The organism is Pandoraea nosoerga (genome assembly GCF_902459585.1).
GTDB classification, from domain to species: Bacteria; Pseudomonadota; Gammaproteobacteria; order Burkholderiales; family Burkholderiaceae; genus Pandoraea; species Pandoraea nosoerga.
This window is the reverse complement of the sequence record NZ_CABPSC010000020.1, coordinates 17,065-36,374: the sequence shown is the minus strand read 5'-3', so window position 1 is coordinate 36,374 and position 19,310 is coordinate 17,065. Positions and strand designations below refer to the sequence as shown.

Annotated in this window: 17 protein-coding genes; 5 read left to right on the top strand and 12 right to left on the bottom strand. The window is 65.8% G+C overall.

Annotated features, from left to right (window positions below; all coding sequences use genetic code 11):
* Window positions 1-15 precede the first annotated feature (15 nt).
* The 11 genes from PNO31109_RS20260 to PNO31109_RS20210 all read right to left on the bottom strand — a co-directional run bounded on the left by PNO31109_RS20260 (window position 16) and on the right by PNO31109_RS20210 (window position 12,631).
* Entirely contained in the window at window positions 16-381 is a 366-nt protein-coding gene (locus tag PNO31109_RS20260) for a response regulator (protein ID WP_150557239.1), read from the bottom strand.
* Between the two features lie 46 nt (window positions 382-427).
* The gene (locus PNO31109_RS20255; RefSeq protein ID WP_150557238.1) at window positions 428-1,069 is read right to left on the bottom strand and encodes a chemotaxis protein CheX; all 642 of its coding nucleotides are present in this window, start codon (window positions 1,067-1,069) and stop codon (window positions 428-430) included.
* Between the two features lie 100 nt (window positions 1,070-1,169).
* Window positions 1,170-1,727 (bottom strand): hypothetical protein, encoded by a 558-nt coding sequence (locus tag PNO31109_RS20250; RefSeq protein ID WP_150557237.1) that lies wholly within the window; start codon window positions 1,725-1,727, stop codon window positions 1,170-1,172.
* A gap of 16 nt (window positions 1,728-1,743) precedes the next feature.
* Complete coding sequence (locus PNO31109_RS20245; RefSeq protein WP_150557269.1) at window positions 1,744-2,472, bottom strand: methyl-accepting chemotaxis protein; 729 nt, start codon at window positions 2,470-2,472, stop codon at window positions 1,744-1,746.
* A gap of 2 nt (window positions 2,473-2,474) precedes the next feature.
* Window positions 2,475-4,883, bottom strand: a complete 2,409-nt coding sequence (locus tag PNO31109_RS20240) for an MCP four helix bundle domain-containing protein (RefSeq protein WP_150557236.1) — start codon at window positions 4,881-4,883, stop codon at window positions 2,475-2,477.
* Between the two features lie 325 nt (window positions 4,884-5,208).
* Window positions 5,209-6,846: a gamma-glutamyltransferase family protein gene (locus PNO31109_RS20235; protein WP_150557235.1), complete on the bottom strand. Its 1,638-nt coding sequence runs from the start codon at window positions 6,844-6,846 to the stop codon at window positions 5,209-5,211.
* A gap of 53 nt (window positions 6,847-6,899) precedes the next feature.
* A complete protein-coding gene (locus PNO31109_RS20230; RefSeq protein WP_241014123.1) occupies window positions 6,900-7,817 on the bottom strand; it encodes an ABC transporter permease in 918 nt (305 codons plus the stop codon).
* A gap of 172 nt (window positions 7,818-7,989) precedes the next feature.
* Entirely contained in the window at window positions 7,990-8,934 is a 945-nt protein-coding gene (locus PNO31109_RS20225; protein ID WP_150557234.1) for an ABC transporter permease, read from the bottom strand.
* 10 nt (window positions 8,935-8,944) lie between these two features.
* The gene (locus PNO31109_RS20220) at window positions 8,945-10,447 is read right to left on the bottom strand and encodes an ABC transporter substrate-binding protein (RefSeq protein ID WP_174966485.1); all 1,503 of its coding nucleotides are present in this window, start codon (window positions 10,445-10,447) and stop codon (window positions 8,945-8,947) included.
* 76 nt (window positions 10,448-10,523) lie between these two features.
* Window positions 10,524-11,606 carry an ABC transporter ATP-binding protein gene (locus PNO31109_RS20215; protein WP_150557233.1) on the bottom strand — a complete coding sequence of 361 codons (1,083 nt, stop codon included), beginning with the start codon at window positions 11,604-11,606 and terminating at the stop codon, window positions 10,524-10,526.
* Entirely contained in the window at window positions 11,603-12,631 is a 1,029-nt protein-coding gene (locus tag PNO31109_RS20210) for an ABC transporter ATP-binding protein (protein ID WP_370750491.1), read from the bottom strand. The genes PNO31109_RS20215 and PNO31109_RS20210 overlap by 4 nt, the downstream gene beginning before the upstream one ends.
* Window positions 12,632-12,791: 160 nt before the next feature.
* Between PNO31109_RS20210 and PNO31109_RS20205 the strand changes: the two genes are divergently transcribed.
* The gene (locus tag PNO31109_RS20205) at window positions 12,792-13,661 is read left to right on the top strand and encodes a LysR substrate-binding domain-containing protein (protein WP_150557231.1); all 870 of its coding nucleotides are present in this window, start codon (window positions 12,792-12,794) and stop codon (window positions 13,659-13,661) included.
* Window positions 13,662-13,664: 3 nt separating this feature from the next.
* Here PNO31109_RS20205 and PNO31109_RS20200 read toward each other — a convergent pair whose 3' ends face one another.
* Window positions 13,665-14,999 (bottom strand): MFS transporter, encoded by a 1,335-nt coding sequence (locus PNO31109_RS20200; RefSeq protein WP_370750489.1) that lies wholly within the window; start codon window positions 14,997-14,999, stop codon window positions 13,665-13,667.
* Between the two features lie 158 nt (window positions 15,000-15,157).
* Here PNO31109_RS20200 and cyoA point away from each other — a divergent pair, with 158 nt between their 5' ends.
* The 4 genes from cyoA to cyoD all read left to right on the top strand — a co-directional run bounded on the left by cyoA (window position 15,158) and on the right by cyoD (window position 19,305).
* Window positions 15,158-16,195 carry a ubiquinol oxidase subunit II gene (cyoA, locus tag PNO31109_RS20195; protein ID WP_150557229.1) on the top strand — a complete coding sequence of 346 codons (1,038 nt, stop codon included), beginning with the start codon at window positions 15,158-15,160 and terminating at the stop codon, window positions 16,193-16,195.
* Between the two features lie 65 nt (window positions 16,196-16,260).
* The gene (gene cyoB, locus PNO31109_RS20190; protein WP_150557228.1) at window positions 16,261-18,258 is read left to right on the top strand and encodes a cytochrome o ubiquinol oxidase subunit I; all 1,998 of its coding nucleotides are present in this window, start codon (window positions 16,261-16,263) and stop codon (window positions 18,256-18,258) included.
* Window positions 18,251-18,907 carry a cytochrome o ubiquinol oxidase subunit III gene (gene cyoC, locus PNO31109_RS20185; protein WP_150557227.1) on the top strand — a complete coding sequence of 219 codons (657 nt, stop codon included), beginning with the start codon at window positions 18,251-18,253 and terminating at the stop codon, window positions 18,905-18,907. The genes cyoB and cyoC overlap by 8 nt, the downstream gene beginning before the upstream one ends.
* Window positions 18,904-19,305, top strand: coding sequence for a cytochrome o ubiquinol oxidase subunit IV (gene cyoD, locus PNO31109_RS20180; RefSeq protein WP_150557226.1), 402 nt, complete (start codon window positions 18,904-18,906; stop codon window positions 19,303-19,305). Before cyoC ends, cyoD begins: the two co-directional genes overlap by 4 nt.
* Window positions 19,306-19,310: the final 5 nt, after the last annotated feature.

Genomic DNA, 19,310 nt, shown 5'->3' with positions numbered 1-19,310 from the left:
GCGTCGCGGCCCGGCTCAGCCGGCGAGCTTGCGGAACGTCTCGAGCACCGCCTCGCCCTTGAACGGCTTGACGATCCAGCCCTTCACGCCGGCGGCCTTGCCGCGCTCCTTCATGGCCGGGCTGCTCTCGGTGGTGAGCATCACGACGTTGACGGTCGTGTTCGCGAGCTCGCCGCGAATCTTCTCGACCATCGTCAGGCCGTCCATGTTGGGCATGTTCACGTCGCTGATGACGAGCTTCACGCCGGGACTCGCCTTGATTTTGGCCAGGCCGTCCTTGCCGTCGACGGCCGTGTCCACGTCCAAGCCGTTCCTGCGCAGAAAGCCCGCGACTTCGTCGCGCACGGTGCTCGAATCGTCGACCACGAGAATCTTAGCCATGGTGTTGTCCTTGTGTGTGTGAGTGATGGGTGAGCAAGCCGGGGCCTCAGAACAGTTCGAGCGCCCCGGTCTCGACAGTCCCGGCGCTCGCCTGCGCCGCTTCGCGGAACGCTTCGGGCGACCAGTTGAGACTGAACACGAAATGCTGATGCAGCGTGACGACGCGGCCGTCGACCGGATCGGTGAGCCGGTAGACGAAACACAGCTGCGGGTTGTCGGTGCCGAACGAGATGTACTTCTGCTTGTGGTTGATGAGCAGCGGCACCTGCACCTGCATGCGGTCGACCGTTGCCGGATCGCCCATGTAACGATTTCTGAACGCCCCCCAGATGAGGTTGGTCAATTCGCCGAGCATACCGTTGAGCTCGCGAAAGCCGGCCTGCCCCTCGCAGCGGCCGGTGTGCTCCAGCAATTGCATGAACGGCACCTGCTCGGCCTGCATCATCATGTAGCCGCGGCACCAGGCGCTCTCGAGCGGGATCAGGCTGAACACTTCACCGAAGATGATGCGATCGCGCACCACGCTCGGGGGCTCGCACGACAGCGCGATATCGCCGAACAGACCGCGAAACACGCCTTCGGTGATGTCGATCATGCCGCGCACGAGCGCTTCGGGATATTCGTGCTCGACGCTGTCGTCCAGGATCAGAAACTGGCTGACCGACTCGCGGGGGGTGCTTCGGTTCATTGTCGTATTTCCTTGCCAAGTCGTAATTCGGTGTTGGGCGATGCCGGGCGACCCGCCCGGCGCCGATCGCGCCGCCGCCCGGGCGCGGGAGGCCGTGCGCTCAGAACATCTCGAGCTCGCCGCTGCTGTCCTGCGTCCCGGCGACGTCGGCGTGAAAGTCGAGCGGCGCGTGCGCGCACACGCACAGCGTGGCCGCGAGCCGCACCGAGCCCGCGAAGGTGATTTCCCACGACGCCAGATGATTCGGCTTGAGCTGCATGAGGTACGGCACGCAGCGCGCGCTCAGCACATAGGGCGTGGACATGCCAAGGTCGGGGAAATAATTGAGCAGCTCCTGGTTGATCGCGCCGCAGCACAGGTTGCTGATCTCGAGAAACACTTCGCGAAACGGCTTGTCCCCGGCGTCGCCGCAGAAGTACGCCGCGGTCGTCTCGTCTTCGTCGAAATGCAGCACGAGCAGCATGCGAAAGCCGATCGACGAGATCGTGAGCACCACCACGTTGGCGTAGCGGGCCGCCAGATCGGCGCTGTCCCGCGTGTCGTGGCTCGTACCGATCGGCACGATCTCGCACACGTCGTGCTCGGCGCGGGCAAGCCGGGTGCGCGCGGCCTTGTGGAGAATGCGTTCGAAACTGTCGCGTGCGTGAGCGCTGATCACAACGAAACCTGCCTGCTCAGTGAAGTCGGGAATGCAACTGCTGGGCGAGCGCCTCGACACTGGAGAGCGAGGCCGCGATCATCTTGCCGCCCGCCTGAATGTCCTGAAACGTCGCCGTGGTGGTCACGTCGTTGCGATGCAAGCTGTCGCGATAGCTCTTCGAGAGCTCCTCCGAGCGGGTGGCAAGCGCACGCACTTCACTCGCCACGATGCCGAAGCCGCGCCCGGCCGCGCCCGCGCGCGCCGCTTCGATCGACGCGTTGAGCGAGACGATCAGCACATGCCGCACGATGGACGCGAGCTCGTGGTTCTTCGCGTGCATGTCCTGGTTCTGCGTCATGAGCGAGATCATTTGCTCATGCCAGCGCTCGAAGGTCGCCGCCAGCCCGCGCAGGCGCGCGGCTTCGCCGGCGATGCGCTGCGCCTCGCCCTGCCACATCGCCTTGGCGTCGAGCACGGCCGCTTCCGACTTGCGCGCCGCCTGCAGGTCCTGCTCCGCCCGTGCGAGGCGCGCGCGCAGCTCGGCCAGCGCCTCGTCGTTGGCCTGTGCGAGTTCGGCCTTCGCGGCGACGGCGAGGCGCTCGCGCTCCAGCGCCTGCTCGAGCGCCTCGTCATGCGTCTTCGTGAGCGCGCGCCAATGCGCGGTGGCCCGCGCCAGGCGCGCGCGGTGCGCGACGAACGCGATCAGCCCCGCTCCCGCTGCGCCGGCGAGCACACCGGCCAACAACCATTGCACTGCCGACATACTCATCTCGTCTCCGAAAGCGGTGCGTTGCGCGCGCCGCTCGCGAACGCCGGCGGATCGACCGCGTCGGCAGCCACGCTATTCAAGTCGAAGCCGTCGACCACGAGGTTGTCGGGCAGACAAACGACCGTCTGGAACTGGCGATACTCGGCGCCCTTGCGCTCGTCGGTAAAGCGCAGCTCGATGCGTCCGTGCTCGCGGCGCACGAAGTCCTGCACCGCGTCCATGCCCACGCCGCGCCCGGAGACTTCGGTGACCTGCGAGGCCGTCGAAAAGCCGGGGCGGAAGATGAACTGCGCGATCTGCTCGTCGCTTACGTAGGTTTGCTCAGTGATCCAGCCGCGCTGCACCGCGATGCCGCGAATCCGGTGCAGCGCGAGGCCGCGCCCGTCGTCGGTCAGCGTGACCTGCAGCATGTTGTGATCGAGGCCCACTTCGATGTCGATGGTGCCGGCCTCCGGCTTGCCGCTGGCGCGGCGCTCCTCGGCGCTCTCCAGGCCGTGGTCCATCGAATTGCGCAACAGGTGCATGAACACGTCGCGCAGGATGCGCACGGCCGGCGGGCGCAGCCGGTAGCCGTTGTCGTCGATGCGCACGACCGGGGCTGGCTTGCCCAGCTCGGCGGCCAGCGACGGCAACGAGTCGAGCACGCCGCCCAGCGCCTCGCCCACGCCTTCGGTGCCAAGCAGGCGCAGCGTCTGGTGCACGGCGTCGCGCATGGCGACGAGCTGACGCAGGTCGTTCGGGTCGGCCGCTTCGAGCATGCGCAGGCTCGCGCGGATGTGTGCGCGATCGACCACCATCGTCTGTTCATCGGCGGCCTTGCCCGGCCCCTTGCGGCCCAGGCTCATCTCGTTGATCCGCGCGTAGGTGTCGACGGCTTCGCGCACGCGCTGGAGCTCGCGCATCAGGCCGTCCTGGTCCCACTGGCGGGCAACGTCGGGCTGGCGCAGTTCGTGGTAGCGCTGCTCGGTCTCGTGCACGACGTTGGTCAGGTACTGCAGGTTGTACGTGCGCGCATTGCCCTTGATCGTGTGCATGTTGCGGAACAGCTCCGCGATCGCCGCGCTGTCGGCCTGCGAATGCTTGCGGATGATGCGCTCGTTCTCGCGGATGAAGCTCGTGGAGCTCTCGATGAAGTGATGGAATTTTTCCTGGCTGACGGCCAGAATCTCGCCGATCATCTCCAGGCGCTGCTTCTGCTCGTTGGCCTCGGCGGCCAGTTCGCGCAGCTCGGTCACGTCGCGCACGCACAGCATCAGACGCAGGATCGTGTCGTTCTCGTCGGTGATCGCGGACCACGTCAGATCGAGCTGCTTCACGCGGCCGTCGGCCATGCGCTTGCCGATCTCGCCGACCAGCAGGTGCTCGTTGAAGGCGAAGTTGACGGCGTCCTGCCCGATGCACGCGTCGATGGCCGCTTCGACTTGGGAGAGCGCGTCCGAGCCCAGATCGCTGTCGCCGAAGACCAGTTCCATGACCGGACGTCCGGCGATATCCTTCGTCTCGAAGATCGCTTCGAGGTAGGCGGAATACTCGCCATGCACCTTCGAGCCGTCGATCACCGTCAGAATGCCCTGCTGCATGTTCTGCAACATGGCCTGAATGTCGGCCGTCTTCTGCTTGAGCTGCGCGGATCGCTCCTGAATCTTCTCGATCATGCCGTTGAACGCGACGATCGAATGACCGATCTCGTCCATGCGGCCGACCGGCACCCGACGCGTGAAGTCCTGGCTGCTGGCGATCTCGCTCATCATCGCCTGCATGCGCGAGAGCGGACGCGTGATCTGCCGGTAGAGCAGCGCGCCGACGGCCGTGAGCAGCACGATGGCCAGTCCGGTCACGAGGCCGATGGCCGTCGTGGTGGTCGAGAGCGTGTCGTTGAGCGTGGCAATGGCCGAGTCCTTCTGGCGGTTCTTCTCCACGCGCAGCGTGTTGACCACGCCTTCGAGCTCGTCGCGATACTGCGCGACCATGGCGAAAAGGAACGCCTGCGCCATCTCGGTCTTGCCCGCCTGCTTGAGTCGGGCCGTCTCGGCAATCGCATTGAAGTAGTTCTCGACGCTCTCGCGCGCCTGGGTGACGAGGCCCTTCTGCGCATCGCTGGCAGCGCCTTCGGCCTGACGGGCGAGCGACTGGTCGATCTCGCCGCGCAGCTTCCTCAGATTGTCGAGCGCCTGTTCGACGACGGTGCCATCCGGCGCGTACACCAGCGTCATGGTGGCGATCTGGACCGCCTTGACCTGCGAGACGAGATCGGCGGAAGCGAGCGCGCTCGGCACCACGCCTTCCGTTACCTGGCGCACCTTCTGTGCGCTCGCGCGCGTCTGGTAGACGGCATAGCCACCAATGATCGAGAGCGCGACAAACGTCAGGATCACCAATAGCGTTATTCGATGACGGATCGTCATGGCGTCATTTTCCCCGGGTCGCACCGGCGCCCGGTGCCCCCGCGCGAATGGACGCGGTAGATCGGCCGCCGAATTAGTTTGTAGATTCTTCGTGCGACGTGATTATCGCGGGGGAACTGTGACGATTCGATGAACCAACGGAAGCTTCACGTAGCCTCATGCCGGCAACCCCATGTAGGAATCCGAGACGAGTGAGCACGCACTGACAGTGCGACGGCGCGCGCTTCGGTCCTCCCGCCGTCCCTTCGGGCGGCGGCGTTCGCGATCGGCGCCGGGTGCGCCGGCCCGCCGGGGGACCCGCCCCGGCGAGGTGGGTGGCTGGTCCTCAATAGCCGGCGGCCAGGCCGTCGCGACGGCTGTCGCTCGCGGCCACGTAACCGCGCTCCGGATCGTTGCGATCCAGACGCCAGATGTACTGGCCGGAACCGAAGTCCATGTACGGGTCGTCAATGGCCTTGAGCTTATGGCCAAGCGCGACCAGGCCCGCGACGGTCTCGCGATCGAGCGTCGCTTCGACGTCGATGGTGAAGTCGCGGTTGACCTTCCAGCGAGGCGCGTCGCATGCGGCCTGCGGCTGCTGGCCGTAGTCGAGCATGCGCACGATCGACTGCAGATGGCCCTGCGGCTGCATGTCGCCGCCCATCACGCCGAAGCTCATGACCGCTTCGTGCCTGCCGTCCACCTTCTGCGTGAGGAAGGCCGGAATGATCGTATGGAACGGGCGCTTGCCGCCTTCGACCACGTTGGCCGACTTCGGGTCCATCGAGAAGCCGCAGCCGCGGTTCTGCAGCGCGATGCCCAGATCGGGCACGACCACGCCCGAACCGAAGCCCATGTAGTTCGACTGGATGAAGCTCACCATCATGCCGTGCTCGTCGGCCGCGCTCAGATAGATGGTGCCGCCCGCCTTCGGCATGCCGAAGTCGAACTGCGTGGCGCGCTCGGGGTCGATCAGCCGCGCGCGCTCGGTGAGATAGGCGTCGTCGAGCATCTGCTCGGGCGTGACTTCCATCGAACGTGGATCCGCTACGTACTTGTACAGGTCGGCGAAGGCGAGCTTCATCGCCTCGATCTGCAAGTGCTGCGAATGCACGCGGTCCACCGCCATGCTCGATACGTCGAACTTCTCGAGAATGCCCAGCGCCATCAGCGCCGCAATGCCCTGCCCGTTCGGCGGAATCTCGTGCACGGTGTAGCCGCGATAGTCCTTCTCGATGGGTTTGACCCAGTCGGCGCGGTAGTTGCGCAGATCCTCGGCCGTCATCGCGCCGCCATGCTCGGCGTTCCACGCGGCGATACGCTGCGCGATCTCGCCTTCGTAGTACGCGCGCGGCCCCTCCTTGGCCAGCAGCCGCAGCGTGCGCGCGTGGCCCGGAAAACGCATCATCTCGCTCGTGGTCGGCGCACGGCCATTGATCGTGAAGGTCTGCGCGTAACCGGGCTGGTTCTTCAGTTCGGGCACGGCAGCGGCCCATTTGCGCGCCACGATGTGCGCGATGGCGTGACCCCGTTCGGCAATGTCGATGGCCGGCGCCATCAGGTCGGCGAACGGCAGCTTGCCGAACTTCGCGTGCAGCGCCTCCCAGCCCGCGATCACACCGGGCACCGTCACGGTGTCGAGGCCGCGCATCGGCTGCCTGGCGATGCCGTGCTCCTCGCCGTACTTCTTGCGGAAATAGTCGACGCTCCATGCGCCCGGCGCCGTTCCCGAAGCGTTCAGACCGTGGACCTGCTTGCCGTCCCAGACGAGCGCGAAGCAGTCCCCGCCCAGACCGTTGGACACCGGCTCGACGATGGTCATGCACGCGGCGGCGGCAATCGCCGCGTCCACGGCGTTGCCGCCCTGCCAGAGGATGCGCAGACCGGCCTGAGCCGCGAGCGGGTGCGACGTCGACACGATGTTGCGGGCGAACACCGGCAGGCGCGGCGTCGGGTACGGGTTCTGCCAATTGAAGTGCGTCATGGACTTGCTGTTGACCTCTGTCTATGGTGGTGGAAGTGTCCCGCGGGCTCGCGCTATTGTTCGCGCGGATCGAGGGCGTCACGCAGCCCGTCGCCCAGCAGGTTGAAGCCGAGTACCGTCAGAAAGATGGCGATACCGGGGAAAATGGACATCCAGGGCGCTTGCTCCACGAAGTCCTTGGCGGTGTTGAGCATCGAGCCCCACGACGGCGCGGGGGGCAGTTGCCCCAGCCCGAGAAACGACAGACTTGCCTCCGCGATGATGGCGGTCGCGACCGTGAGGCTCGCCTGCACGATGATCGGCGGCAGCACGTTGGGAAGAATGTAGCGCACGATGATGCGCGTGTGCGTGAGACCGATGGCGCGCGCGCCCTCCACGTACTCCTCCGCCTTGACGGTGAGCGCCTGCGCTCGCGCCAGGCGCACGAAGCGCGGCATGGCGGACACGCCGATGGCGATCATGGCATTGGTAAGGCTCGCGCCGAGGAACGCCGCCATCGCGATGGCCAGAATCAGGAAAGGGATCGAGAGCAGCGCGTCGGCCAGACGCGACACGATCGCATCCGCCCAGCGCCCGAAGTAGCCGGCGAGCAGCCCGAGCGGCACGCCCACGATCACGGCGATGCCGACCGACACCACGCCCGCGGCGAGCGAGGCGCGTGCGCCGTAGATCATGCGCGCGAGCACGTCGCGGCCCAGTTCGTCCGTGCCGAACCAATGCAGCGCGCCCGGCGCCTGCCGCACCGCGAGGAAGCTCGTGGCGATGGGATCGTGCGGCGAGAGCCACGGCGCGAAGAGTGCCACGATCACCGCGAACGCGACGATAACGGCGCCGGCCACGGCCGCGCGGTTGCGCACGAACTTGCGCAGGCCGCGATAGCGGCGGCGCGGCGCCGCAGCGACCGCAGCGGCTGGGGCAATCCCCGTGGCAGGCGTGTTCGGTGATGGAGGAGTCGTGGGCAGTGCGGCCATGTTCGAAGTCGGTGAAGTCTGTACGGGTTCCGGTGTCGGTCGAGAAACGTTGCGCCGTCCTGACGTGTTTCGGACGCGCTTCAAGAACAATTCATGAACGCATCAGGGAACGTCTCGGGAAGGCCTCATGGAACGTCTCGGGAACGCCTCATGCGCCGCCTCATTCGCCGCCTCATGCACGCCTGAGGCGCGGATTGAGCAGCACGTAGAGCACGTCCGCGAGCAGGTTCAACACGATGAAGCTCACGGCCGTGACCAGCACCACGCCTTGCACGACCGCGTAGTCGCGGTTGAACACCGCGTCCACGACCAGCTTTCCGAAGCCCGGGATCGTGAAGACCTGCTCGGTGAGCACCGCGCCCGCCAGCAGTTCGCCCAACAGCAGCGCGAGCACCGTCACGATCGGGATCAACGCATTGCGCAATGCGTGCTTGAGCACCACGGCGCCGCGCAACAGGCCTTTCGCTCGCGCCGTGCGGATGTAGTCGGTGCGCAGCACGCCGAGCATGGCGCTGCGCGTATGGCGCATGAGCTGCGCGCCGAGCGCCGCCCCCAGCACGAACGCGGGCATGATCATCGTCTTCAGGCTCATCCACAGGTCTTCGCCCGGCGGCACGTAGCCCGAGGACGGCAGCAGTTGCCAGCGCACCGAGACGAGAAAGATGAGGAGGATGCCGAGCCAGAAGTTCGGAATCGACATGCCCGAGAGCGCCAGCACGTTGGCGCCGTAATCGATCGCCTTGCCGCGATTGGCCGCCGCCAGAATGCCCAGCGGAATGCCGATGCCGATGGCGATCGCAAGACCGAACGCCGCGAGCTGCAGCGTCACGGGGAGCTTCTGCGCGATGAGCCTGGTCACGGGCTCGCCGGTGCGCAGCGAGCGGCCGAGATCGCCGCGCAGTACGTCGCCCATCCAGAGCGCGTATTGCGTGGGCAGCGGCTTGTCGAGGTGGTACTTCTCGCGCAGGGCCGCGATGACCTGCGGGTTCTGGTCCTCGCCGGCCATCGCGAGCACGGGGTCGCCGGGCAGCATCTTCTGCAGCCCGAAGATCATCATCGAGACGATGATCAGCGTGGGGATCGCCACCAGCGCGCGATGGACGACGAGTCGCAGCATGGCGGCGCCCTCAGCCCTTCAGGCTCACGCCGCGCAGGCGGATCAACCCGTCCGGATACGGCACGAAGCCCTGCACCTTCTTCGTGAGCACATACGGCCACGGCTGCACGTACAGGTAGAGGATCGGGTCGTCCTCGGCCAGGATCCTGTTGGCGGCGTCGTAGAGCGGCTTGCGCTCGGCCACGGTGGACTTCACGCGCGCCTCGCCCAGCAACTTGTCGACCTCGGCGTTGCAGTACTGGCCGTAGTTCAGATTGCCCTTGCATGACACGAACTGGTGCAGGTTGCCGTCCGGATCGACACGGCCCGACCAGCCGTTGTAGAGCACGTCGAAGTCGCCGCGATGGGCCGCGTCGAGCGCCGCCGCATAGTCCATCGGACGCAGCTTCAGGTGGATGGCCGCCTCGGCGAGCATGGCCTGGAGCATCTGCGCCATCTGATTCGACACCGTGTTGTTGCCGAAGCTGAGCGTCACGTCGACCCTGTCGAAACCGGCCGACTTGAGCAGCGCCCTGGCTTTCGCCACGTCGCGCCGGGTCGTGCGGATCGAGGCGTCGTAGTACTGCCCCGAGCGCGGCAGCGCCTGGTTCGCCGGCGTGAAGATGCCGCCGCCGATGACCTGGTTGATGGCGTCGCGGTCGATGGCCAGGTCGAACGCCTGGCGCACGCGCTTGTCGCGCAATGCCTTCGGCGCATTGGGCGCCACGTTGAACGTGAGGCCGTAGTAGCCCAGGCCGTCGATCGAAACGAAATTCAGGTTCGCGTCGCGCTTGACCGAATTCACGTCCGAGGGCGACAGGCGCTCGAGCATGTCGAGCGAGCCCGAGCGCACGTTGGCCAGTCGCACCGTGGTGTCGGGAATCGGCAGGAAGATCACCTTCTGGAGGGGGTACTTGCCGGCGTCCCAGAAGCCTGGAAATTTCTCCAGCACGACGCGGTCGTTCTGCACGCGCTGCACGAACCTGTACGGCCCCGAGCACACCGGGTGCGACTGCACGGCGGCATCGTCACCGAGCGTCTTGGGCGCGAGCATCATCCCCGCACGGTCGGACAACGTGGCGAGCAGCGCCGAGTCCGGCGCCTTGAGCACGATGTTCACCGTCGAGTCGTCCACCGCGTCCACGCGTTCGATCGACGACAGCTCGCTCCTGCGGTTGCTCGCGGGTAGCGAGCGCGCCCGATCGAGGTTGGCTTTCACGGCGCGCGCGTTGAACGGCTCGTCGTCGTGGAACTTCACGCCCTGGCGCAACTTGAACGTCCAGGTCTTGCCGTCGGCGCTCACGCTCCACGAGGTGGCCAGCATGGGCACGAACTTCAGATTCGTGTCGATGTCGACGAGCGAGCTGCACAACGAACGCAGCACCATGCGGTCGACGACCTGCGAACTGCGTGCCGGATCGAGCGAACCGATGTCCTCCTGCAGGCCGATGCGGATGGTCGACTGCGCCATCGCCGACGCGGCCCCCGTGGTCAGTAGCGTGGCCAGGACAAGATCGAGCAAAACGTTGCGCATGCGTGAAGCCCCTCGTGAGTGGTTGGTCAAGTGTGCGTGCGTGGATTTGGTGCGTTCCGAATTCGATGGCGCCAGCTCAGCCCGCAGGGGCGCCTTGCTGCTGCCGCGCCCGGTAGAGCGCCAGGCGCGCACTGAGCTTCTCGCTCGGCGGCGCGGCGCGCGCCGGGCTCGCGCCCGCGTTCTGAATCTCGCGCCAGAAGTGACAGGCGACCTGCCGGCCATCGGACAGCACTTCGTGAATCGGCGCCTGTTCGCGGCAAGCGGCGCGCGCATGAGGGCAACGCGGGTGAAAGCGGCATCCGGGCGGAGGCGCCGTGGGGCTCGGCAACTCGCCGCCCAGCGGCGCGCGCTCGCGCCGCAGGCCCGGGCGGCTCGCCGGAATTGCCTGCAGCAACGCCTGCGTATAGGGGTGCAGCGGATTGTCGAAGAGCGTGTCGGCGCTCGCGAGCTCGACGATCTCGCCCAGATACATGACCGCCACGCGATCGCTCATGTGGCGGATCACGGCGAGGTCGTGCGCCACCATGATCAGGGTGAGGCCGAAGTCGTGCTTCAGGCGTTCGAGCAGATTGATGACCTGCGCCTGCACCGAGACGTCGAGCGCGGAGACGGGCTCGTCGCCGACGATCACGCGCGGCTCGCCGGCGAGCGCCCGCGCGATGCCGATGCGCTGGCGCTGGCCGCCGGAGAATTCGTGGGGGAACCGCTGCGCGTAGTCGGGTTGCAGGCCCACGGTGCGCAGCAGCTCGGCCACGCGCTCGTCGCGGGCGCGACCGCGCGCGAGGCCATGCAGGGCGATCGGCTCGCCGATGAGGCCGCCCACCGTCATGCTGGGGTTGAGCGAGGCAAACGGGTCCTGGAAGATGATCTGCAACTCGCGCCGAAGACGCCGCATGGCGCGCGCGTCCAGTTTCATGATGTCTTCGCCCCGGTAGCGCACTTCGCCGCGCGTGGCGTCGAGCAAGCGCAGCAGCAAGCGCCCGAGCGTGGATTTGCCGCAACCGGATTCGCCCACGATGGCGAACGTCTCGCCCGCCTGCACGGCGAACGACACGCCGTTCACGGCATACACCGTGGGGGCGCGGGAGAAACCGAGGCGATGGCCGCCGAAGTGCTTGGTCAGGTCGCGCGCTTCGAGCAGTGCGGGCGTGGCGTTCATGCGGCGACCTCTTCGGGCGGCAGGGCGGGCGGCGCCGGATGCGCCTCGAGCGGCGCGAGCCAGCAGGCCACGCGGTGCGAGCCGGACAGCGCGCGCGCCGCCGGCGCTTCGCGCGTGCAGTGCGCCTCGGCGAACGGGCAACGCGGCGCGAAGCGGCAGCCGTGCGGCATGCGCTCGGGCGGCGGCACCGCGCCGCGAATCGTCGCCAGCGTGCCCTCGCGCTTGCCGATGGACGGAATCGCGCCCATCAGGCCAATGGTGTAGGGGTGCTGCGGATCGTCGAAGATCTCGTCGACCGCCCCATACTCGACGATGCGCCCGGCGTACATGACGGCGACGTCATCGGCCACTTCGGCCACGACGCCCAGATCGTGCGTGATCAGCACCACGGCCGTGCCGGTCTCGCGCTGAAGGGTCTGAATCAGCGTGAGCACCTGCGCCTGAATCGTGACGTCGAGCGCCGTGGTGGGCTCGTCGGCGATGAGCAGCGCGGGACGGTTGGCCAGTGCCATCGCGATCATCACGCGCTGACGCATGCCGCCGGACAGTTCGTGCGGATAGTTGTCGAGCCGGGTCTCGGGCGCGGGAATGCGGACCCGGCGCAGCATGTCGAGCGCCTCGGCGCGCGCGGCCCGACGGTCCAGTCCACGATGACGGCGAATGCCTTCCTCGATCTGGTGACCGATGGTGAATGCCGGGTTCAGCGACGTCATCGGTTCCTGGAAGATCATCGCGAGACGATTGCCGCGCAGATCGGCAAACGCGCGCTCGTCGAGCGCGAGCAGATCGCGCCCTTCGAACATCGCCCGTCCGGCCACGACGTTCGCCGGCGGGCTCGGCAGCAAGCCCATCAGCGCGAGCGACGTCACGCTCTTGCCGCAGCCCGATTCACCGACGATGCACAGCGTCTTGCCGGGGTGCACGGCGAACGACACGCCGTCGATGAGGTTGGGCGCATCGGGCGCTTTGGAGAACTTCAGCGTTAGTCCGGTGACGTCGAGCACCGGCCCGGCGTCTGCGGGCATGGTCATGGGCGCGTTGTGTGGGTCGGTCCTTCTCGATCGTCGTGCCTCCAGCCCCGCGAGGCCGCTCATGAGGAACACGAATGACACGATTATGTCTCCCGCGCACCGGAAAGAAATATTAATATTTCTTTTTCATACTTAATTAATTTTTATCTGACAGATGCTCACGCTGCGCATGTTGAAGACGTTCCGCCTGGTGGCTCAAACCGGCTCGTTCGCAGCCGCGGCCGAGCGCGCGGCGCTGACCCAGGCGGCGGTCAGCCTGCAGATGCGTGGACTGGAAGATGCCGTCGGCCAGCGACTGTTCGACCGACGCGGCCGGCAGATCACGCTCACGCGCCAGGGGCGCGAGCTGTTTCCGCGCGTCGAGCAGATACTCGCGCTCACCGCCGAGCTCACCCGCACGCCTGTCGACGCGATGCAGGGACCGGTCAGCATCGGAGCGGTGGTGTCGGTCATCGGCGCGCTGTCGCTCGTGGTCGCCGAATTGAAGACGGCGCACCCAGGGCTCGACGTGCGGCTCACGTCGGCGCGCTCGGACGAACTGACCGAGCTCGTGGAGCAAGGTGAAGTGGACATCGCCGCCGTGGTGGCCCGCGCCGGCGACGCCCGCGCGGACGGGCTCGTGTGGACCCCGCTCTATACCGAACCGATGGTCATGGTCGTCAATCGCGACGTGAGCGAGTCCGACCCGCAGCGCATTCTCGATGCGCACGCCTTCCTGCGCTTCGACCGACGCGTGCGCACGGGGATGGTGGTGGAACAGGCGCTGCGCGCGGCCAAGCTCGGCGTGACCGAATATCTCGAGCTCAACTCCATCGAGACGATCGTCGCCCTCGTGCGCAAGAACGTGGGAGTCTCAGTGCTGCCGCTGTTGCATCGCGGCGACTGGCAGGCCGATCCGCTGCTGCGCATCGTGCCGATTGCCGATCCGCCGCTGCTGCGCACGGTCGGCATGATTCATCGCGAGCACGATGCGCGCACGCGCGACATCACCGCCGCCATCGTGGGCATGCTGCATGACGTATAGCCGTCAGTCGCGCGTCTCCAGGGCCTTGTTGATGCGCAGCGCGAGCAGCGTGCACACCGCCCCGGAGAGCAGATAGCCGCTCACGGCCACCAACCCGAACTCCGCCGACAGGCCCAGTGCGACGAGCGGCGCGAACGCCGCGCCGAACAGCCACGCGAAGTCGGTCGTGAGCGCCGCGCCGGTGTAGCGAAAACGCTGCTCGAAGTTGGACGTCACCGTCCCGGCCGCCTGTCCATACGACAGTCCCAACAGCGCGAAGCCCACGAGAATGAAGATATCCTGCCGGGCCGAGCCGCCGCCCATCAAAAACGGCGCGAACAGCGCGAAGATGGCGATGAAGATCGCGAAGAGCCCGAGCGTGGTGCGGCGGCCGATGCGGTCGGCAATGCGCCCCGAAATCACCGTGCACACGATGGCGATCGCCGCGCCGCACAGTTGCACGATCAACACGCTGTTCATGTCCTGCGTGTTTTGCAGCGTGATCCATGACAGCGGGAACACGGTCACGAGGTGGAACAACGCGTAGCTCGCGAGCGCCGCGAATGCACCGAGAAAGATGTTGTAGCCCTGCGAGCGCACCATCTCGCGCGTGCTGATCGGCTCGAGTTGTCCCTCTTCCAGCATCTCGGTGTATTCGTGCGTCACCACCAGGCGCAGCCGTGCGAAGAGCGCCACCACGTTCACGGCAAATGCCACGTAGAAGGGATAGCGCCAGCCCCAAGTGAGGAAGTCGTCGGGCTCGAGACTCCAATGCAGGAACAGGAACAGGCCGGCGGCAATGATGAAGCCGATCGGCGCGCCCAACTGCCCCATCATCGAATACCAGCCGCGCCGCTGCGGCGGCGCATTCATCGCGAGCAGCGAGGGCAGCCCGTCCCACGAACCGCCGAAGCCCACGCCCTGGAGCAGGCGGAAAAACGCGAGCAGCCAGATCGACTTCTCGCCGAGCACGGCGTAACCGGGCAGAAACGCCATGCCCGCGGTGGCGGTGCCGAGCACGAACAGCGCCGCCGTGAGCTTGATGCTGCGTCCCCAGCGGCGCTGCACGGTCATGAACAAAGCCGTGCCGAAGGGACGCGAGAGAAATGCGAACGAGAAGATGGTGAACGCGTACAGCAGGCCATGCAGCCCGTCGGCGAACGGGAAGAAGACGTGCGGGAAGACGAGCACGGCGGCGATGCCGAACACGAAAAAGTCGAAGTACTCGGAAGCACGTCCGACAACCACCCCGACGGCGATTTCCTCCGGCGCAATGCGGGATTTGCTCCCATGATCGTGCGCTGTGGCCGCGACGGGGACACCGTTCGGTGCCGGCGGTTGATGAGCACTGCTTGACATTATCGGACCCCCTTGCGGATCGGGATGACCATGACACACGTGCACAAAAAGCATCGCAGGTATCTCGATATCACGCCATAGGGTTTACCCTAGTATCATGCATGGGAGCCGGAGTCCATGATGGTTTGCGTCTACAGCTACGGTTGACTGATCGCAGCATGACTTCCCCAAAGTTTATCCGCGGGGTACTTTTGCTCCCCGCCGCCGCCGCGTTGCTGTCCGGTTGCAGTGCCGTATTGATGTCGCCGGCCGGCGATCTCGCGGTGAGGCAGCGCGACATCATCATCATCTCCACCATCCTGATGCTGCTGATCATCGTGCCGGTGATCGTGCTCACGCTGCTTTTCGCGTGGCGTTATCGGGAGTCGAACAAGAACGCCGTCTACACCCCGGAGTGGGATCATTCCACGCTGCTCGAGCTGCTGATCTGGTCCGCGCCGCTGATCATCATCATCGCGCTCGGAGCGCTCACCTGGGTGAGCACGCACAAGCTCGATCCCTATCGCCCGCTCGAGCGCCTCGACGCCAGGCGCGAGATCCCGCCCGACACGCGTGCGCTCACGGTGCAGGTCGTGGCGATGGACTGGAAGTGGCTCTTTTTCTATCCCGATCAGGGGATCGCCACGGTCAACGAACTGACCGCGCCCGTCGACCGTCCCATCCGCTTCGAGATCACGGCGACGACGATGATGAACTCGTTCTTCGTGCCCGCGCTCGCCGGGCAGGTGTACGCCATGCCGGGCATGGAGACGAAGCTGCACGCGGTCGTCAACAAGCCGGGCGTGTATGACGGCTTCTCCGCGAACTACAGCGGTGCGGGCTTCTCGGGCATGCGTTTCAAGTTCCACGGCGTCTCGCCGGAGGAATTCGATGCATGGGTCGCCAAGGTCAAGGCGCAGGGCGACACCCTCTCGCGCGACAAGTACGAGGCGCTGGCCAAGCCGAGCGAATGGGTGCCCGTGCATTACTACGCGGACGTGGCGCCCAATCTCTACGACGCGATTCTCAACCGTTGCGTCCAACCGGGCCAGACCTGTCTGAAGGATCTGATGGATCAGCCCAACCATTCGCATGCCAGCCGCTCGCGAGCGGGCAAGACCGATGCGCTGCTCGCCGACGCGATGTGCACGCCCCGGAACACGGCGCAGTTCGCACTGGACCCCCGAGGCGCACCCGGCGAGGCACTCACGCAGTGACGCCTACCGCGCCCAATCCTCGACAATGATGCGCCTCGCGCGCGAATGATCCCAGGTTCGAGCTTATGGACATCGTCAAGCTGATCTTCGGCCGCCTCACGATCGAGGCGATCCCGTACCACGAACCGATCCTCCTCGCGACCTTCGCCGGGGTGGCTCTCGGCGGCATCGCCGTGGTCGGCGCCATCACGTACTTCAGACTGTGGGGCTACCTCTGGCGGGAGTGGTTCACGAGCATCGATCACAAGAAGATCGGCATCATGTACGTGATCCTGGGGATCGTCATGCTGCTGCGCGGTTTTGCGGACGCGGCGATGATGCGACTGCAACAGGCGATCTCGTTCGGGGACAACGCCGGCTACCTGCCCCCGCATCACTACGACCAGATCTTCACCGCCCACGGCGTGATCATGATCTTCTTCGTGGCGATGCCGCTCGTCACGGGGCTCATGAACTTCGTGGTGCCGCTGCAGATCGGCGCGCGCGACGTGGCGTTTCCGTTTCTCAACAACTTCAGCTTCTGGATGACGACGAGCGGCGCGGTGCTCGTGATGATGTCGCTCTTCGTCGGCGAGTTCGCGCGCACGGGCTGGCTCGCCTATCCGCCGTTATCAGGCCTGCAGCAGAGTCCCGACGTGGGCGTCGACTACTTCATATGGGCGTTGCAGATCGCCGGGGTCGGCACCTTGCTATCGGGCATCAATTTGCTGGTGACCATCGTGAAGATGCGCGCGCCCGGCATGACGATGATGCGCATGCCGGTGTTCACGTGGACATCGCTTTGCACGAACGTGCTGATCGTGGCCGCCTTCCCCGTGCTTACCGCCGTGCTCGCGCTGCTCGCGCTCGATCGCTACGCCGGCACGAACTTCTTCACGAACGACCTCGGCGGCAACCCGATGATGTACGTGAACCTCATCTGGATCTGGGGACACCCGGAGGTCTACATTCTCGTGCTGCCGGTGTTCGGCGTGTATTCGGAAGTGGTGGCGACCTTCACGGGCAAGCGCCTGTTCGGTTACGCGTCGATGGTCTACGCGACGGTCGTGATCACGGTGCTGTCCTACCTGGTGTGGCTGCACCACTTCTTCACGATGGGCTCGGGCGCGAGCGTGAATTCGTTTTTCGGCATCACGACGATGATCATCTCGATACCGACCGGGGCGAAGATATTCAACTGGCTATTCACGATGTATCGCGGGCGCATCCGCTTCGAAGTCCCGATGCTGTGGACGGTGGGCTTCATGGTGACGTTCGTGATCGGCGGCATGACGGGCGTGCTGCTGGCTGTGCCGCCCGCGGACTTCTCGCTGCACAACGGCCTGTTCCTGATCGCGCACTTTCACAACGTGATCATCGGCGGCGTGGTGTTCGGGATCATGGCGGCGATCAGCTACTGGTTTCCGAAGGCTTTCGGCTACCGGCTCGATCCGTTCTGGGGCAAGTGCTCGTTCTGGTTCTGGCTCGTCGGCTTCTACGTTGCGTTCATGCCGCTCTATCTGCTCGGCCTGATGGGCGTGACGCGGCGCGTGAGCCACTTCGACGAGAGCTCCATGTCGCTGCAGATCTGGTTCCAGGTGGCGGCCGTGGGCGCGCTGCTCATCGGCCTGGGCATCGTGTGCTTCATCATCCAGCTGGTGGTGAGCTACATGCGGCGCGACCAGTTGCGCGACGTGAGCGGCGACCCGTGGAATGGCCGCACGCTGGAATGGTCGACGTCCTCGCCGCCGCCGGACTACAACTTCGCCTTCACGCCGATCGTGCATGACAACGACGCGTGGTGGCAAATGAAGCAGCACGGCTTCAAGCGGCCCGAGAGCGGCTTCCTCTCGATCCACATGCCGAAGAACACGAGCGCCGGCATCATCCTCGCCGGCCTGTCGACGGTATGCGGCTTCGGGCTCATCTGGCACATGTGGCTGGTGGTGATCGTCTCGTTCGTCGCGCTGCTGGCCGTGGCGATCGGCCACACGTTCAACTATCACCGCGAGTATTACATCCCGGCCGACCAGGTCGAACACACGGAGGCGGCGCGCACGCGCCTGCTCGCCCAGCATGGCTGATACGACCGCAACCTTTTCGCCAGGCGGCATGCCGGCCGCCGATCCGCCGCGCAACGGCGAACTGAAGTTCCTGATGACGAGCGACTATCACCCGCCGAGCGGGACGCTGCTCGGCTTCTGGGTGTACCTGATGAGCGACTGTCTCGTCTTCGCGTGCCTGTTCGCGACGTATGGCGTACTCGGTCGCAGCTACGCCGGCGGGCCGACCGGCGCGGAGTTGTTCGAGCTGCCGCTGGTGGCCGTCAACACCACGTTCCTGCTGCTCTCCTCGATCACCTATGGCTTCGCGATGCTGGAGATGCAAAGGCGACGCCAGGGCGCGGTGCTCGGCTGGCTCGCGGTAACCGGCCTGCTGGGCGCGGCGTTCCTGTCGCTGGAACTCTACGAATTCGCGAACCTCATTCACGAGGGCGCCGGTCCCTGGCGCAGTGCGTTCCTTTCGTCGTTCTTCACGCTGGTGGGCACGCACGGGCTGCACGTGACGTTCGGGATCGTCTGGCTCATCACGCTGATGGTTCAGGTCGGCAAGCATGGCCTCACCGCGCCGAACCGGCGCCGCCTGATGTGCCTGTCGATGTTCTGGCACTTTCTGGACGTCGTCTGGATCGGCGTCTTCACCTTCGTCTACTTGATGGGAGTGTTGCCGTGAGCACCCACGATTCGACACTGCACGACGCCGACGGACACGATCACGATCATGGCCACGAGGACGAAGGGCCGCACAGCACGCTGCGCGGCTATGTGACGGGCTTCGTTCTGTCGGTCATTCTCACCGCGATTCCGTTCTGGTTCGTGATGGGCGGCGTGTTCGAGAAGTCGAGCACGACCGCGATCCTGATTCTGTTCGTGGGCGCCATTCAGATCGTGGTCCACATGATCTACTTCCTGCACATGACCGGAAAGGCGGAGGGCGGCTGGAGCCTGCTGTCGCTGATCTTCACGATCGTGATGGTGGTGATCACGCTCTCGGGCTCGCTGTGGGTGATGTATCACCTGAACCAGAACATGATGCCGGGTATGATGCAGGATACGAAAAACCTTCCCTGAACGGC